General features: G+C 63.0%; 15 protein-coding genes. 5 read left to right on the top strand and 10 right to left on the bottom strand.

Translation table 11 applies throughout. The annotated features are described in order from the left end of the window. Nucleotides 1-118: 118 nt before the first annotated feature. Both tdh and EJ066_RS20080 read right to left on the bottom strand, forming a co-directional pair. Entirely contained in the window at nt 119-1153 is a 1035-nt protein-coding gene (tdh, locus tag EJ066_RS20090; protein WP_126040958.1) for an L-threonine 3-dehydrogenase, read from the bottom strand. A gap of 217 nt (nt 1154-1370) precedes the next feature. Further along, nucleotides 1371-2558, bottom strand: a complete 1188-nt coding sequence (locus EJ066_RS20080; protein WP_126040956.1) for a glycine C-acetyltransferase — start codon at nt 2556-2558, stop codon at nt 1371-1373. A gap of 276 nt (nt 2559-2834) precedes the next feature. Here EJ066_RS20080 and EJ066_RS20075 point away from each other — a divergent pair, with 276 nt between their 5' ends. Next, entirely contained in the window at nt 2835-4907 is a 2073-nt protein-coding gene (locus EJ066_RS20075; protein WP_126040954.1) for an EAL domain-containing protein, read from the top strand. 107 nt (nt 4908-5014) lie between these two features. On the opposite strand, the gene EJ066_RS20070 is transcribed toward EJ066_RS20075, so the two are convergent. Next, on the bottom strand, nt 5015-5443 hold the full coding sequence (locus EJ066_RS20070; protein WP_126040953.1) for a MarR family winged helix-turn-helix transcriptional regulator: 429 nt from the start codon (nt 5441-5443) through the stop codon (nt 5015-5017). 119 nt (nt 5444-5562) lie between these two features. On the opposite strand from EJ066_RS20070, the gene EJ066_RS20065 reads away from it, so the two are divergent. Further along, nucleotides 5563-5970: a hypothetical protein gene (locus EJ066_RS20065; protein WP_126040950.1), complete on the top strand. Its 408-nt coding sequence runs from the start codon at nt 5563-5565 to the stop codon at nt 5968-5970. Nucleotides 5971-6116: 146 nt separating this feature from the next. Here the strand turns inward: EJ066_RS20065 and EJ066_RS20060 are convergent, their stop codons facing one another. Next, entirely contained in the window at nt 6117-8162 is a 2046-nt protein-coding gene (locus tag EJ066_RS20060) for an NADH:flavin oxidoreductase (RefSeq protein ID WP_126040948.1), read from the bottom strand. A 138-nt stretch (nt 8163-8300) separates the two neighbouring features. On the opposite strand from EJ066_RS20060, the gene queF reads away from it, so the two are divergent. Next, nucleotides 8301-8762 carry a preQ(1) synthase gene (gene queF / locus EJ066_RS20055; RefSeq protein WP_126040945.1) on the top strand — a complete coding sequence of 154 codons (462 nt, stop codon included), beginning with the start codon at nt 8301-8303 and terminating at the stop codon, nt 8760-8762. Nucleotides 8763-8790: 28 nt separating this feature from the next. Here the strand turns inward: queF and EJ066_RS20050 are convergent, their stop codons facing one another. The 5 genes from EJ066_RS20050 to EJ066_RS20030 form a co-directional block, all read right to left on the bottom strand. Then, nucleotides 8791-9978 carry a mandelate racemase/muconate lactonizing enzyme family protein gene (locus EJ066_RS20050; protein WP_126040943.1) on the bottom strand — a complete coding sequence of 396 codons (1188 nt, stop codon included), beginning with the start codon at nt 9976-9978 and terminating at the stop codon, nt 8791-8793. Nucleotides 9979-9986: 8 nt separating this feature from the next. Beyond that, nucleotides 9987-10517 carry a hypothetical protein gene (locus EJ066_RS20045; RefSeq protein ID WP_126040942.1) on the bottom strand — a complete coding sequence of 177 codons (531 nt, stop codon included), beginning with the start codon at nt 10515-10517 and terminating at the stop codon, nt 9987-9989. Between the two features lie 4 nt (nt 10518-10521). Further along, the gene (locus EJ066_RS20040; protein WP_126040940.1) at nt 10522-11001 is read right to left on the bottom strand and encodes a DUF3828 domain-containing protein; all 480 of its coding nucleotides are present in this window, start codon (nt 10999-11001) and stop codon (nt 10522-10524) included. Nucleotides 11002-11097: 96 nt separating this feature from the next. Continuing rightward, the gene (locus EJ066_RS20035; protein WP_126040938.1) at nt 11098-12747 is read right to left on the bottom strand and encodes an ABC transporter substrate-binding protein; all 1650 of its coding nucleotides are present in this window, start codon (nt 12745-12747) and stop codon (nt 11098-11100) included. Nucleotides 12748-12790: 43 nt separating this feature from the next. Then, the gene (locus EJ066_RS20030) at nt 12791-14341 is read right to left on the bottom strand and encodes a trimethylamine methyltransferase family protein (protein ID WP_126040936.1); all 1551 of its coding nucleotides are present in this window, start codon (nt 14339-14341) and stop codon (nt 12791-12793) included. 92 nt (nt 14342-14433) lie between these two features. Here EJ066_RS20030 and EJ066_RS20025 point away from each other — a divergent pair, with 92 nt between their 5' ends. After that, nucleotides 14434-15342, top strand: coding sequence for a LysR substrate-binding domain-containing protein (locus EJ066_RS20025; protein ID WP_126040933.1), 909 nt, complete (start codon nt 14434-14436; stop codon nt 15340-15342). A gap of 53 nt (nt 15343-15395) precedes the next feature. On the opposite strand, the gene EJ066_RS20020 is transcribed toward EJ066_RS20025, so the two are convergent. Beyond that, the gene (locus EJ066_RS20020) at nt 15396-15704 is read right to left on the bottom strand and encodes an antibiotic biosynthesis monooxygenase (protein WP_126040931.1); all 309 of its coding nucleotides are present in this window, start codon (nt 15702-15704) and stop codon (nt 15396-15398) included. 119 nt (nt 15705-15823) lie between these two features. Here EJ066_RS20020 and EJ066_RS20015 point away from each other — a divergent pair, with 119 nt between their 5' ends. Further along, a complete protein-coding gene (locus EJ066_RS20015) occupies nt 15824-16786 on the top strand; it encodes a helix-turn-helix domain-containing protein (protein ID WP_126040929.1) in 963 nt (320 codons plus the stop codon). Nucleotides 16787-16799: the final 13 nt, after the last annotated feature.

Below are 16799 nucleotides of genomic sequence, written 5' to 3'. Positions count from 1 at the left end.
GCCCATGGGTTCAAGCGAAAGGTAAGCTGAACGGTATTGCCCTCAACTGTTAGCTCAACATCGGGAGCGTTAGGCTCTGCGTTCCAATCTAGGTTCAGGTGTCGGAAAGATAAGGCGCTCACCAGTCCATCACCACCTTGCCGGAATTGCCGCTCTTCATCGCCTCGAAGCCGGAAATATAGTCGTCAATCCCAATGCGGTGGGTGATCAGCCCGGTCACGTCGAGCGGGCCTTGCACGAGGGCGATCATCTTGTACCAGGTCTCGAACATCTCACGGCCGTAGATGCCCTTGAGATGCAGCATCTTGAAGATCACCTTGTTCCAGTCGATCTCGAAGCCGGTCGGGGCAATGCCCAGAATGGCGATCTTGCCGCCATTGTTCATGGTGTCGATCATGTCGCGGAAGGCGGGCGCGGCGCCCGACATTTCGAGGCCAACGTCGAAACCTTCGGTCATGCCGAGCGCCGGCATCACGTCGCGCAGCTTTTCCTTCGACGCGTCGACCACATGCTGGACGCCGAGTTTTTTCGCCAGCGCCAGCCGCACCGGGTTGATGTCGGTGATGACCACTTTTCGCGCGCCGACGCATTGGGCGACGAGCGCACCCATGATGCCGATCGGCCCGGCGCCGGTGACCAGCACGTCCTCGCCGACCAAATCAAAGGACAATGCGGTGTGCACGGCATTGCCTAAGGGATCGAAGATCGCGGCGATCTCGTCGGGCACGTCGTCGGGGATCGGCACGACATTGTGCTGCGGGATCGCCAGGTATTCGCCGAAGGCGCCGGGACGGTTGACGCCGACACCGAGCGTGTTGCGGCACAGATGCCCCCTGCCCGCGCGGCAGTTGCGGCAGTGGCCGCAGACGATGTGGCCCTCGCCCGAGACGCGCTGGCCGACCTTGTACTCAGTCACCGCCGCGCCGAAATCGGCGACCGTGCCGACGAATTCATGGCCGGTCACCATCGGCACGGGCACTGTCTTTTGCGCCCACTGGTCCCAATTGTAGATGTGGACGTCGGTGCCGCAGATCGCGGTCTTCCTGATCTTGATCAGAACGTCGTTGGGGCCGATTTCCGGCACCGGCACCTCTTCCATCCAGATGCCTGGCTCGGCCTTGGCCTTGACCAGCGCCTTCATCATGTTCGACATCAGGCCCTCCCGACGCTTTGAAAGGTAGCGTTCCTTCGCGCCCCCCTCAGTCCTGCCGGACATCTCCCCCACGAGGGGGAGATTGGCAGCTTACGCGTCGCGCCTTTTTTGCCGCGTCGGCGATTGGCCAGGGCGAAGACGAGAGCCGATCTCCCCCCGTGTGGGGGAGATGTCCGGCAGGACAGAGGGGGGCGCCGTTGAGCGAAAGCATTTGCGATTATCCGATCACGCCGAGTTCTTTGCCAACGTCGCCAAATGCCTCGACCGCGCGGTCGATATCGGCGCTGGAATGGGCGGCCGACATTTGCGTGCGGATGCGCGCCTGGCCCTTCGGCACCACCGGAAAGGAAAAGCCGATGACATAGATGCCGCGTTTCAGCATGCGCGCCGCCATCTCCTGCGCCAGCGTCGCATCGCCCAGCATCACCGGTATGATCGGATGGTCGGCCCCTGCAAGCGTAAACCCGAGCTTACCCATCTGCGACCGGAAGCGCGCTGCATTGTCGTAGAGCCTGTTGCGCAATCCGTCACCGTCCTTGATCAGTTCAAACACCCGGATCGAGGCGCCGGCGATCGCCGGCATCAGCGTGTTGGAAAACAGATAGGGGCGCGAGCGCTGGCGCAGCCAGTCGACCACCTGGCTCTTGCCCGACGTGTAGCCGCCGGACGCGCCGCCCAGTGCCTTGCCGAGCGTGCCGGTGATGATGTCCACCCTGCCCTCGACGCCGCAATGCTCGGCCGAGCCGCGGCCGTTCCTGCCAACGAAGCCCACCGCATGGCTGTCGTCGACCATCACCATCGCGTCGTACTTCCCGGCGAGATCGCAGACGCCCTTCAGATTGGCGATGATGCCGTCCATGGAAAACACGCCGTCGGTGGCGATCAGCCGGAAACGGCAATCCCGCGCCTCCTTCAATCGCGCCTCCAGATCGGCCATGTCGTTGTTGGCGTAGCGGAAGCGTTTTGCTTTCGACAGCCGCACGCCATCGATGATCGAGGCGTGGTTCAGCGCGTCGGAGATGACGGCGTCCTCCTCACCCAGCAGCGTCTCGAACAGACCGCCATTGGCATCGAAGCAGGAGCCGTAGAGGATCGTGTCCTCCATGCCGAGGAAGCCAGAAATCGTCGCCTCGAGCTGCTTGTGCTCTTCCTGCGTGCCGCAGATGAAGCGCACCGACGCCATGCCATAACCATAGCGGTCAAGCGCCTGTTTGGCCGCGTCGCGCAATTCGGCGCTGTCGGCGAGGCCGAGATAGTTGTTGGCGCAGAAATTCAGCACCTTCTGGCCACCCACCTCGATCTCGGCCGACTGCGTCGAGGTGATCACCCGCTCGGATTTGTAGAGGCCGGCCGATTTCAGCCCTTGAAGCTCGCTGTCGATATGGGAGAGGAACGCCGCGCTCATGATCAGGCCCTGTTGATGATTGAATGGACTGTCGCCCCGCGCGCGCGAAAAATCCACCGCAAAAGCGACCGCTCCGGTGGCACGACGGCCACTGGCCAATGCCGCGAATGACGGATGTTCAAATGCAGATGCGGCGCGAAAGAACGCGATAACCATTTCGCGAGCTTTCCACCGCTGCCGCTGTCGCCCGTCTGTCGGTTTCCAAACCTGTTAACACTTTCAAGCCAATGGTTCTCACACCCAACAATCTGTCGGCGAGAGGGACCGCCCCGGAAAATGTCGCAAGAACCGGTGCAAACTATTTCGGGCAGGCTCATACTGCTGATCAAGGCCGGCTATTGGCTGGCGCTGCTGATCATCGCCGCCATGGTGATGGCCTCCTTCATCCTTCTCCAGCAGATGATGGCTGCCCAGCGGCACGGCGATGCGCTGCTCGATGTCGTCAGCACGCAAAAGGCGCTGTCGCAACGCATCGTCTTCCTTGCCAACGCGGCAGGCTCTGCTTCGCGCGACCAACAACCGGCTCTGGTCACCGCATTGAAACAGGCAACGGCGGAGTTCGAGAGAAACTACGATCTTCTGCTCGAGCGGGTCGTCGCCGACCCGGCATCACCAGCAAGGTTCGATCCAAAATCGGTCGAGAGCGTGCTGTTCGCCAAGCCGTTTCATCTCGACTACTTCTCTGTCGGGCTTATCGCCAACGGCGAACGCCTGGTTTCGGCGTTTGAATCGCAACTCGGCATGGCCGGTAATGGCGGCTACAAGGGCGGCACCGAACGCGTCAACCTCGACGCTTCCATCGCCAATGCGACCCTGTCGGGCTATGCGGCACTTCGCCAGCGCATCAGCACCCATGCCGACGCGCGATCGGAAAAGCTTCTTAATCTCCATCGAACGCTGTTCTACGCCACCATCGGCGTCATCGTACTGGTGGCACTTTTCATCTTCAGGCCGATGTCGAACGCCATTCTGCGCAAGACGCATGAACTGATCGATGCCCGCAATTCCATGGCCTTCATCGCCGTGCATGACGGCCTTACCGGCCTGCACAACCGCACCTTCCTGACCGATCATTTCGACACGCTGATCAAGGGGGCACAGCGTCGGCGAGAGCGGCTTGCGGCGATCCAGTTCGACCTCGACCGGTTCAAGCAGATCAACGACACGCTTGGCCACGCCGCCGGCGACTATGTGCTGGTGGTGACGGCGCAGCGCATGCGCGATTCCTGCCGGGCGTCGGATCTTAGCGTGCGTCTTGGCGGCGACGAGTTCGTGATGATCCTCAACGGCGCCGGCGGCACCGAGGACATCAACATGGTCGCCAGGCGGGTCCTGACGCAGATTAACGAACCGATCGTCTTTCGAGGTACGACCATCCTCCCGGGCGCCAGCGCCGGCGTCGCCGTCTATCCGCTCGACGCCGACAATGCGCAGGATCTGCTCGTCCATGCCGATCTCGCGCTCTATTCCGCCAAGAAGCAGGGGGGCGGCAGCTTCTCGTTCTTCTCCGAGGAATTGCGGCGTGAGCTCGATTACCGCAAGCAGCTCGAGCATGACATCAGGATCGCCATTTCGCAGAAAGAGTTCCAGGTCTATTTCCAGCCGCAGGTTTCGTTGTCGAACGGCACGATCGGCGGCATCGAGGCGCTGATTCGCTGGAAACATGCCGAGCGCGGCATGATCGCACCGGGCGAGTTCATTCCCGTCGCCGAAAAATGCGGCCTCATGGCCGAGATCGGCCGCATCGTCATCGCCAAGGCGATCACCGAGGCGGCCGAATGGAACCGCGCCGGCATTGCCTTCGGACGGCTCGCGGTCAACGTGTCCGGCACCGAACTGCGTGAGCCGGATTTCGACGCCTTCCTCTTCGATACGCTGGAAAAGGCTGGTCTGCCGCCAGAAAAACTGTCGCTGGAAATCGTCGAATCCGTCATTCTCGACGACGAGAAGACCGGCATCGCCGCTAAGCTGCGCCACATCCGCGCCGCCGGCGTCCATCTTGAACTCGACGATTTCGGCACCGGCTACGCGTCGCTCAGCCACGTCAACCCGAACGAGATCGACCGGCTGAAGATCGATCGCCGCTTCGTCCAGAACATCAATGAGAACGGCGACAACAGCAAGATCGTGCGGGCCATCACCGAACTCGCCCGCGGCCTTGGCATCTCGATCGTCGCCGAGGGTGCCGAAACCGAGGCTGAGCTCGATTCGCTGATGGCGATCGGCTGCGACCAGGTGCAGGGCTACTCGATCGCCTTCCCGATGCCGCAGGACAAGGCACGCGAATGGCTGGCCGCGAGGGCGCCGAAGAAAGCCAGGCTGACGCTGCTGCAGGGAAGCGTGGCGTAGGGCGCCAACCTTGACAAGCCTGCTCGGGAATGGCGGCCTCTACACCTTCGGCGCGATCTCCGGCTATGACGGCTGAAACACATTCGCTAAATTTCGGGCTGCTCCAGCTATCCTTCGATATTAGCCCGCAGCGCCGCAAGCACTTCCGCGAAGTCCGCCAACTTGTCGTCGGGCAACCCGGCCCGAAGCCGCTTGTCGAAGGCAAGCGCTGCTGTCCGCAATTTTAGGAAAAGAGCCTCTCCGGCTTCGGTCAGTTCGACCTGGTGGACCCGGCGGTTCTCGGGATCGCGGCGCCGGGTCAGCAGGCCTTGCGTCTCCATCGCGTTCAGATGGTGGGTCAGCGTCGCGCCCTGGATGCCGATCATGCCGGCGAGTTCGCGCTGGTTGGCGAGTTCCCGCGACTTGACCGACAGCAGAGTGACCCAGACCGGCAGTGTGCCGCCCGCTTCGACCAAGGCAGCGTCGAAGGCCTGTGCGACAAGCTTGGCGGTGCGGGCGAGATTCATCCCGACAGGCGGGCGGTCAAAGGGCGTCATGATCCGACACTAGAGCAAGGGCAAGGCCGATGGAACTGGTTCAAGCCTATACATTGACATCTAATCATTAGATATCTAACCTAATGGCTAGTGGTGGGCAAAAAAGAGGAAATGCGGCCATGCAATATGTCTACATCATCGTCCTCGGCCTTCACGTCCTGGCTGGTGTGTTCTGGGCCGGTACGACCATCGCGGTCGCCCGCGATCCCGAGATTCGGATCGAACGGTTTTTCCGGCCGCAAATGGGTGCGGCCGGCATGGTTTTCGTCACCGGCATTCTGCTCTGGTATTTCTTCCATGAAGGCGTTTTCGGCTCGATGGAGAAAGTTCTGGCGCTGGGCATCGTGACGGCCTTGATCGCCGCCGGCGTCCAGGGGGCGTTGGTCGGCTCCGCCAGCAGGCAACTGGCTGGTGCAAACGCGGTGATGCAGACCCAATTGCGCGCCAAAATGACAAGAGGCGAACGCATCGCCGGCGGACTGCTGGTGGTCACGGTGCTGTGCATGGCGGTTGCCAGGATGTTTTGAACGGCCTGGCCCTGCCGCAATCACGGTTCACAAGATCGTACGGTGTCCGGCAACAGGCCGGCGGCGTGCGCGGCGCGCAGACCGGGCTGAAGTGCCTGGTGGCTCTCCGTACAGAGGTTCGGCTGCGCGCCACCAATCGACAGTCCTCAGATCCGCAACCCGAACCTGATGCCGTCATAGATGGCGGCGTGGATGTTGCGTGATGCCACCGCATCGCCGATGCGGAAGAGCACGAAGCGCGCTTCCGGATTGCGTGCCGGGAAAATGTTGCCGCCGTTGACCAGTCGCTCGTAATCCACCGCGCCGCTGTTCTTCGACAGCGGCTTCAGCGCCAGATAGAGGTCGTCGAGCGGCAGCGTGCCGTGCTCGACCACAACCTGGTCGACCCGCCGCTCGCCGCGCCAGCCATCAGCGAAGTCTGAGCCGAGCTCCGCAACCAGCTGATTGCCCTCGCGCCGCACCGAGCGCAGCCGCGTGTTGATGGTGATGGTGACGCCCTTCTCCTGGAAGGCACGCATATAGGGGACGTGGTTCATTCCGCCCATTTCAGGCGCAAAAAAGCGCTCGGGTGAAACCAGCTCCAGCCTCGAGCCGCTGTTGGCTATGATCTCGGCCGCGCCCATGCCCTGATGGCCGCCATTGTCGTCATAGAGAAGGACGTTCTCGGCCGGCTTGACGCTGCCGGCCATAATGTCCCAGCTCGAGGTGACGAGGCTGTCGCCTGCCGCCAGCGGCGGGTTCTGCGGCAGGCCGCCGGTGGCGACCACCACTACGTCGGGCGACAGCGCCAGAATATCGTCCTTCTCCGCCCAGGTGTCGTAGCGGATCTCGACGCCGAGCCGGTCGAGTTCGGCCAGCCGCCAGTCGATGATGCCGATCAGTTCCTTGCGGCGCGGGTTCTGTGTCGCCAGCCGCACCTGGCCGCCGGCCTGGCTCGATGCTTCCAGCACCGTCACCTGGTGCCCGCGCTCTGCAGCAACGCGCGCCGCCTCCAACCCTCCGGCCCCGCCGCCGACGACGACCACGTTTCGCTTCGGTCCCTCGGTCCTCGCGATGATGTGCGGGATCTCAGCCTCGCGGCCGGTTGCCGCGTTGTGGATGCACAGCGCCTCGCCACCCTCATAGATGCGGTCGAGGCAATAGGTGGCGCCGACGCAAGGGCGGATCTCATGCTCGCGGCCCTCCATCACCTTGCGGATGATATGCGGGTCGGCAATGTGGGCGCGGGTCATGCCGACCATATCGAGCTTGCCGGCGGCGATGGCGTGGCGGGCGGTGGCGACGTCGGAAATGCGCGCCGCGTGGAAGGTCGGGAATTTCGTCGCCGCCCTCACCTCGCCGGCGAAATCGAGATGCGGCGAGGAGCGCATGCCGGTCACCGGGATGACCCTGGTCAGCGCGGCATCGGTCTCGATCGAGCCGCGGATGATGTTGAGGAAATCGACCTTGCCGGAGCCGGCCAGCCGCCTGGCGATCTCGACGCCCTCTGCCTTCGACAGGCCTTTTTCGAAATCCTCGTCGGCGACCATGCGGATGCCGACGACGAATTCTTGGCCGACAGCCGAGCGCACGGCGTCGAGCACCATGTTGGTGAAGCGCAGGCGGTTGTCGAGCGAGCCGCCAAACTCGTCGTCGCGATGGTTGGTGGCCGGCGACCAGAAACCGTCCATCAGATGGCCGTAGGACTCGAACTCGATGCCGTCGAGACCGGCGGCCTGGCAACGCTGGGCGGCGGAAGCGTAGTCGGCGACGATGCGCTCGATGTCCCAGTCCTCGATGGTCTTTGGAAAGGCGCGATGCGCCGGCTCGCGCACCGGTGAGGCCGAAAGCACCGGCAGCCAGTCGGCCTTGTTCCAGCCGGTGCGGCGGCCGAGATGGGTGATCTGGATCATCACCTTGCAGTCATGCTCGTGGCAGGCATCGGCGAGCTCCGTGAGCCACGGCACGATGCGGTCGTCATAGACATGCAGGTTGCCAAAGGCGGCGGGGCTGTCGCGCGAGACGATCGCCGAGCCGGCGGTCATGGTCAAAGCCATGCCGCCCTTGGCCTTTTCGGCATGGTAGAGCCGGTAGCGCTCTTTCGGCATGCCGTCCTCGGAATAGGCCGGCTCGTGACTGGTCGACATGACACGGTTCTTCAGCGTCAGATGTTTGAGCTGGTAAGGCTGGAGAAGCGGATCGTTGCTGGTCATCGTCTTCCTGCTGTTTCAAATTGTGCTGGAGCAGCGTGTGCTGCTCCAGCTCTTTAGTTAAGCATCGGATTTATCCGAAAACCGCTGCGCACTTTTCGGTCCGATGCTAATGAGCGGCAAATCCAAGGAACAACCGCTATGATCGATACCAAGAACCTCACCCAGCTCGGCGCGCACGTCGAGACGCCACGGAGCCCCGAAGCTGCGGTCCTGGAGACCGTGCCGTTTTCGCGCGGTGACGGGCCGCCGGCCATCGTGCGCTTCACCTGCCCGGAATTCACCTCGCTCTGCCCGGTCACCGGCCAGCCGGACTTCGCCCATATCGTCATCGACTACGCGCCCGACACGCTGCTGGTGGAATCGAAGTCGCTGAAACTGTTCATGACCTCGTTCCGCAACCATGGCGCCTTCCACGAAGACTGCACCGTGATGATCGGCCGCCGCATCGTCGCGGCGACCAAGCCCTTGTGGCTGCGCATCGGCGGCTACTGGTATCCGCGCGGCGGCATTCCGATCGACGTGTTCTGGCAGACCGGCGCGCCGCCGGAAGGCGCCTGGCTGCCCGACACAGGCGTGGCGCCCTATCGCGGGCGCGGGTGAGCCTGATCCGTCGCGCAAGCCCATGGCGTCAGTTGAGCGGCAGCCGCCGGTAGCGGCCGGGATTGTTCGGATCGCTGAAATGGCCCATAGGCCCGTGCTCGGCAAAGTGCCCGGCCCAGCGTTTCATCGCGGCAGGATCGAGTTCAACGCCGAGCCCGTCGCCTTCCGGCACGCGCACCGTGTTGTCTTTCTGCCGGAACGGACCGTCCTTGATGACGTCGCCGATCTGCCAGGCAAACAGTGACTGCGATGCCTCGGTGATCCATGGCGTGGCGGCGACGACGTGCAGATAGGCCGATGTCATGATGCCGAGATCGTTCGAATAGCACCAGAACCCCTTGCCCATCGCCTCGCAGGCGGCGATGAATTTCAGGGTCTTCGACAGGCCGCCGAGTGCCGCGAAATTGCAGACGAAGGTATCCGGCGCGCCGAGCGCGACGGCCCGTCTGAGATCCGGGACATGCGTGGAGAACGGAATGCGCGAATGCTGGCGAAGTGCCGCCATCTCCTCGAAGGTCGCGACCGGATCCTCGTAGTTGCGGATGTTGAATGGCTCGATCTCGCGCAGCACCCAGCGCGCCGTGGTCAGCGACCACTGCATGTTGGAATCGAGCTTGATCTGCGCCTTCTCGCCGAGCGCCTCGCGCAGCATGCGCACCGTCCTGATCTCGAGCTCGGGATCGCCCATGATCAGCTTGCCCTCGAAAATCGTCGAGCCGTGCTGCTCGCGCATCCTGAGGCAGTAATCGACGATCGCCTCGGGCGTCATCTCGCCACCTGCCCCGCCCTGCGCGGCGGCGCGAAAGGAGAAATATTCCGAAAACGGAATGTCCTTGCGCACCGCGCCGCCGAGCAGCTTATAGAGAGGCATGCCAAACACCTTGCCCCTGATGTCCCACAGCGCCAGTTCGACGGCGCCGAAGGCCACGGAGGCGGCATTCTCGCCGGTGTTGGCGGTGATCTGCCAGGGCGGCACGCAGCGCGCCTCGCAGTCGGCGAGGTCGAGCGGATCGGCGCCGATCAGCGCCGGCGCGATCTCGGCCTTGATCACCTCGCCGAAATGCCACCACGGCGCCTCGCCCAGTCCGACCACACCTTCGTCCGTCTCGACCTCGATGATCGACTTCGAGGCGCCGCCGTAGAGGCCGGCCGTCCACCAGAACGGAGCGTCGAGCGGAACGTTGACATGGGTGACGCGGATGTTGGTGATCTTCATCGGTTCCCCTATTCGCACTGATACTGGCTGAGCGCCCATTCGCCGGTCACCGAAAGCAGGTCCGCGACTTTCCAGTCGCCGTCGACCTTCTTGAATTTCCATTCCAGCCGGTGCGGATTGCCGGCGGCGACGAAGGCGGCGACGACCTTGGCCTCGTCGCCATCGACCGCTTCGATGGTCTTCAGGCTCTTGTCGATCTCGGCCTTGTCGTATTGCGCATTGTCGAGCGCCATGTTGGGATCGAGGCATTCGCCCTGCCCGGATTTGCGCAACGCATCGCTCTTGTCGAGCACCGACTTCGCGGGATCGGCGAAATGGCCGCGCTGAGCCGGATCGAGCTCGAGCCCGACATGCTCGTAGAACGGTTTCACCACCGCGGTCGGCGAACCCGGCCGCACCGGCGCTTCCCCTACGTTATCCGCCGGCGGCGTTGCGGACGGGGCGCTTGCGGGCGGCGTGCCGAACAGGCCCTGAGCAGCGGCGCTGCTCAACCCCGCCGCCAGCAGGCACACAGTCGCCAGGGCCAGGGCGCAGGCCATGGCCTCACTCCGGAGTCTGGCCGGCCAGGCATTCGAGCGCACTCAACGTCCAGCCGCTGGATTTGGAGGCGATGTCGGCGACTTTCCATTTGCCGTCGACCTTCTTCAGAGACCAGACCATTTCGCGTTTGGAATCATCGCCTTCCGGGAAGAGGTTGAAGGTCACCGTCACGTCGGCGCTGTCGCCATCTACCGCTTCCGACAGTTTCAGCGTCTCGGCGACGGTCTTTTCGTCATAGTCCTGCGCATCGAGACCGGGGGCGAAGTCGATGCAAGGCACTTCATCCGGCTTGTTCTTCCGCGCCTGGTCGTTGAGGTCGAACAGCTTGGTCACCGGCTCGGTGAAACGGTCGCGGTATTTCGCATCGGCCTCGAACTTGACCTCGGGCATGTAGAAGAACTTCACCGCATTGGATGCCGACCCGGCCAGGGCGGCCGTAGGTCCTAAGATCGAGAGGGCGGCGGCAAGCACTGTCAGTCTCATCCGATCATCTCCAGGATTTCGTGGTGGGAACCGTTCAATACCACGAATCCTGCATCCCGGCTTTTTTGCGGCCCATGAAATCCCTTGGGCGTTAACTCAGGCGTCCAGCCAGACGTTCTGGAGATCCATCTCGAAGGTCTGGTGGACAGCGTAATTCTTCACCTTCTTGTCCATGTGGCTGTACAGCTTCTGCCAGAACGGCTGGATGATGACGCCCGAATCCTGCAGGATCTGCTCGACGTCCTTCATCACCTCCTTGCGCTTGGCGACGTCGATGAGCGAAAGAGCTTCTTTGAGCTTGGCGTCGAAATCGGGATTCGAGAACGCCGTCTCATTCCAGGCCTCGCCGGTGCGATAGCCGAGCGCCAACACCTGGACGCCGAGCGGGCGCATGTACCAGATGGTCATGGAATAGGGATATTTCGTCCAGTCGTTCCAGAAGGTCGACCCCGGCAGCACCGTGCGCTTCACCTTGATCCCGGCATCACGCAGCTGGCCGGCGATCGCGTCGCCGGTGTTCTTTTGCCAATCGTCCTCGACGGTGATCAGTTCATGCTCGAAGTCGGCCTGTCCGGCATCAGCCATCAGCTTCTTGGCGCCCGCCGCGTCGCGTGTCTTCTTGGGCAGCGGGTAGTATTCCGGATGGATCGGGCTGACGTGGTGGTTTTCACCGGGGGTGCCCCGCCCGGCATAGCCAAGTTGAAGCACCGCATTGTTGTCGACGGCCATTTGCAGGGCGTTGCGCACCCGCTGGTCATCGTAGGGCTTGTGCGTGATGTTGGTCCGGGCAACGAGCGTCGTTGCTGTCGCGACCTCCGATTTCATCAGATCCATCTTGTCGAGGATGTCTATGAAGTCGGCGGGTGTCTCGAAATTGACATCGATCTCGCCGGACTCGAATGCGTTCACCGAGGCGTTGAAGTCGGTGCCGTAGTCGATGAATTCGACACCGTCGAGCGGCGCTTCACCGCCCCACCACTTGCCGCTCTCACGACGCTTGACGACCGCATTCTGGCCGACCGAATAGGACACAAGTTCGAACGGCCCGGTGCCGATTGGCTTGGCGAGCGGATCAGCGCCGTCGGCATCGAAATTGCGGTGGACGACGAGCGCCGGATAGTCGGTGAAGTTGGGGATCAGCGAGATATCCGGTTCGTTAAGCGTCAGCTTGACCGTGTTGTCATCGACCTTGGTGATTGCTCCTTCCCTGGCCTTGCCGGTTTTTTCGTCGATCAGCGCGCCGACGCGGGCGGCCATCGAATTGCCGGCGGCACCCTTCTCGCACCAGCGCGTCAGATTGTGGACAACGTCATCGGCGTTGAGAGCATCGCCGTTGTTCCAGGTGATGCCCTTGCGCACGTGCAGCACGTATTCGGTGGCGTCGTCGTTGACGTCCCAGCTTTCGAGCAAGACCGGCTCGAATGTGAATTCGCGCGTATAGCGGACAAGCGGCTCGAGCCAGCAGCGCGAGATGTTCGCAAGTTCCACCCAGTCGTAAGTGCGCGGGTCCTTTTGCGCCTTGACCGACATCGAAACGCGCAGCGTTCCGCCCTTCTTCGGCTCTTCGGCCAGGGCCTGTTGCGGCGCGGCAAGACCGATCATGCCGTAGGCAAGGGCCGTCGATGCGCCGAAGGCGCTTGCCAGCGCCAGGAACTCGCGCCGGTCCATGCGACCCGCGCGCGCCTCGTCCGCCATCGCCTCGATGGCGCTCGGCACGTGGTCGCCGTTGCTTCTGAAGAATGTCATTTTTTCCTCCCTTGTCGTTTCGTCGGGTCTTCGCCCTTTTGCATCAACTAACGCTGTCCGGCAGTTTTTCCTCCCGCAGCGCGATCAAATCCTTGAGACCCTCGGCGATACCCTCGTCGAGCTTCGGCTCCTCATAATCCGCAAGCATGTTGCGGGCTTTCTCGCGGCCGCGGGTGTCGTGGTCCTTTGCCCCTTCAGCCTTCCACTGTTCGTACGAATTGAAGTCCATGATGCTGGGCATGAAGAAGGCGGACTCGAAATGTTCGAGCGTGTGTTGGGTGCCGAGGAAATGGCCGGCCGGGCCGACCTCGCGGATCGCCGCCATCGCGTCCTTGAAATCGTCGAAGGAGAGCCCGCCTGCGTATTTGTACCAGCCGACGAGCTGTTCGCAGTCGGTCGCGAATTTGGAATAGCCGCAGGTCAGGCCGGCCTCGAGCCATCCGGCGGAATGCCAGATATAGTTGGCGCCGGCAAGGATGGCGGCATGCATCAGCATGTTCGCCTCGTAGCCTGCCTGGGCGTCGTTCAGCTTCGACCCGACATGGAAGCCGGACGTGCGCCACGGCAGCCGGTATTTCCGCGCCAGTGCTCCCATCAGATACATCATCTGGGCCGCCTCCGGCGTGCCGCCCATGGGAGCGCCGGTCTTCATGTCGACCGTGACCATGAACTGCCCGTAGATCTGCGGCGAACCTGGACGCAGCAGCTGTGTGAACGCGACGCCCGCCAGTGCTTCCGCATTGACCTGCGCGACCGCGCCTACTGCAGAGGCGGAAGTCGAGGCGCCGCACAGCGCGAAGGGTGCCAGAATCAGCGGCTGGTTGTGGCGCGCATAGACCTTCATCGCGTCCAGCATGGTGGCATCCCAGACCAGCGGCGAATTGCAGTTGGTGATCGCCACCAGCACCGGGTTGTCGCGGACAAAATCCTCGCCGAAGACGATGCCTGCCATCGCCATCGTGTCTTCCGCCCGATCCTTGGAGGTCACGATGCCCATGAACGGCTTGTCGGAGTGCTTCAGCGCCGAATGGATGATGTGGAGGTGACGCTTCGGCACCGGGATTTCCATCGGCTCGCAGATGATCGAGCTCGACGAGTGCAGCGCCGGCGCCATGTAGGCGAGCTTATGGAAATTCTGAAGGTCGGCGAGCGTGCCGTAGCGCCGGTTGTTCTCCAAATCGCGCACGTAGGGCGCGCCGTACATCGGCACGAAGATGGAGTTTTGTCCGCCAACGCGCACCGAACGTTGCGGATTCCTCGCATTGAGCGTGAACTCCGGCGGGACCTTCGATACAAGCTCCATCAAAAGCGCGCGGTCGATGCGGACTCTCGTCTCCGAGACGTCTGCTCCCGCCGCCTTCCAGAGTGCAATGGCCTCGTCGTCGCGGAATTCGCATCCCACCTCTTCGAGGATCGAGAGCGATTCCTGGTGGATCAGCTCCACCGCCTCGTCCGGCACCATCTGGTAGACGGGAATCTGGCGGACCAGGGTCGGAAACGACGTCACGGGAGCCCCCCGCAGCGCCTTGCGCCCCAGCCGGCCGCCGCTGCGGCGGTTGGCGTGTTCGGTCACTTCGGCGGCCTGTGCGTTCATGGCAACTCCTTCCTCCCCATGACAGTCAACTTAGCGAGACGAAATATGACTGTGACGCTGGAAAATCCTGATCTCTTGTATAAGGTCAGCTTATGCGAAACCTGCGCCACCTGTTGCCCTCCGCCGGCAGCCTGATCGTCTTCGAGGCGGCCGGGCGGCTGTCGAGCTTCACCGCCGCCGGGCGGGAGCTCGGCATGACCCAGGCGGCCGTCTCCTATGCGGTGCGTGGCCTGGAGGAACAACTTGGCGCCAAGCTTTTCCAACGCCGCCACCGCCAGGTCAGCCTGACCGAGGCCGGCGAGCGTTTCCATGCCGACGTTTCGCTTGGGCTGTCGCATATCCGCAAGTCGGCGGAGGATCTGCGCCTGCAGGCAACCGGCGGCCATGTGACGCTTGCCGCATCGACGGCCTTCGGCTCGTTCTGGATGATGCCGCGCCTGCAGCAGTTCCGCGACGAATTGCCGGGCATCGATCTGCGCATCCAGACCGCCGACCGCGACCTCGACATCATCGCCGAGGGCATTCCGCTCGGGGTCCGCGGTGGTGATCCGAAGCAATGGCCGGACTATCATGGCCTGCCGCTGGCCGACGAGGAGATATTCCCGGTCGCGGGCGCCAGCTATGTGGCGAAGTTCGGCCTGCCGCGGACGGTCGAGGAATTGGCGTCACATCGCCTCATCCACCTCGAGGAGCCGTTTCGCGAGGCTGCAAGCTGGGAGGAGTGGTTCGCGTCAGCCGGGGCCAGCCTGAAGGAGGCCGACGCCGGGCGCGGCCTGCGCATCAACGACTACGCGCTGGTGATCCAGGCGGTCATGGAAGGGCAAGGCATCGCGCTTGGCTGGCGGCACCTCGCCGAGCGGCTGCTGACGACCGGGCTGTTGGTGCGCGTGACCGATCATGTGCTGAGGACCGGTAAGGCGTTCTACGTCACCTGGCCGAAGAACCGCGACCTCAGCGACAACGCCCGCAAGGTGCGGGACTGGCTGGCCGCGCAGGCGTGAGGCTGCCGCTGCAATCCGGCACATGGCCGGACCGCAGCGCGCATGGGCGCAGGTCAGACGGAACCGTCGTTCTTCAGCCCGAGCACATCGATCTGGTCGATAGTCGGCGGACCGACGAACAGCGTTTCGGCGTTGGCCATCAGCGCCTTCGCGATCTCGCCGGTGAGATGCGCCTGCCGCCCCGTCTCGTCATGAAAGGCATCGAACACGCCGAACACGCTGGGGCTCAGCCTGAGCGCAAACCAGATCGGCGTCTTGGCCTCTTGATTGGCCAGTTGCAGGCCTGTCTTCAAGAATGCGGCGATGTCATTCTCCTTGCCGGGCTTGGCTTCGAAGCGTGCGAACAATGCGAGCTTGATCATCAGTCTTCTCCTCCACGTTGGTCGTTGTGCGCGGCCGATCGGACCGTCGGGAGCAACAATCGCAGAAGCGTAACGAAAAGCGTACTGGCAAAAATGACATCTTTGATATCATTTTTGCCATGAACATTTCTGTCCTTGCCCTCGATGGTGTTTTCGATACCGGACTGGCCACGGTGCTCGACGTGTTCGGCACCGCCAACGAACTGGCCGTGATGCTGCCGGCAACGCCCTGCCGCTTCGCCACGACCATTGTCGGGGTGAGCGAAACGGTGTGCACGGCGCAAGGCCTGCAGGTGCCGGTGACGGCAATAGGCAGCGAGCCTGTTCCCGACTGGCTGGTGATCCCTGCGCTTAGTCAGAAAATGCCAGACCCGCTGCGCGAGGCGTTGCTGCGGGTGGACATTGCCGAGGCGGTCACAGCGTTGCGTGCTATCGCTAATGCCGGCACGCGCATCGGTGCCGCCTGCATCGGCACCTTCGTCTTAGCTGAAACGGGCCTGCTCGATAGGCGGCCGTCGACCACGACATGGTGGCTGGCGCCAATGTTTCGCCAACGCTACCCGCAGGTGCGGCTCGATGCCTCGCGCATGCTGGTCAATGACGGGCAGTTCGTCACCGCCGGGGCCGCACTTGGCCATATCGACCTCGCCTTGATGGTGATCCGGCAGACAAGCCCGGAACTGGCGGCGCTGACCGCGAAATATCTGATCGTCGACAGCCGGCCGCTGCAATCTGCCTATGCGATATCAGACCATCTCACTCATTCGAACCCGCTGGTGGAACGCTTCGAGCGTTGGGCGCGTGATCATCTCGCCACCGGCTTCAACCTGGATGAGGCGGCGGCTACGCTCGGCGCTAGCAAACGCACCCTGTCGCGGCGGGTCAACGACGTGCTCGGCAAGACACCGCTGTCCTATTTCCAGGATTTGCGCGTCGAGCATGCGGTGCATCTATTGAAGACCACGTCCGACAGCGTCGAGCAGATCGCCGCGAAGGTCGGCTACGGCGATGGGGTGACGCTGCGCAATTTGTTGCGCCGGCGACTGCGCAAGGGCGTGCGCGAAATCCGCGCTGTAAACTGATCTATCCTGCAGG

Source organism: Mesorhizobium sp. M9A.F.Ca.ET.002.03.1.2 (genome assembly GCF_003952365.1).
GTDB lineage: Bacteria > Pseudomonadota > Alphaproteobacteria > Rhizobiales > Rhizobiaceae > Mesorhizobium.
Note: the sequence above shows the minus strand (reverse complement) of the source record. Positions and strands in the feature narration are given on the sequence as shown.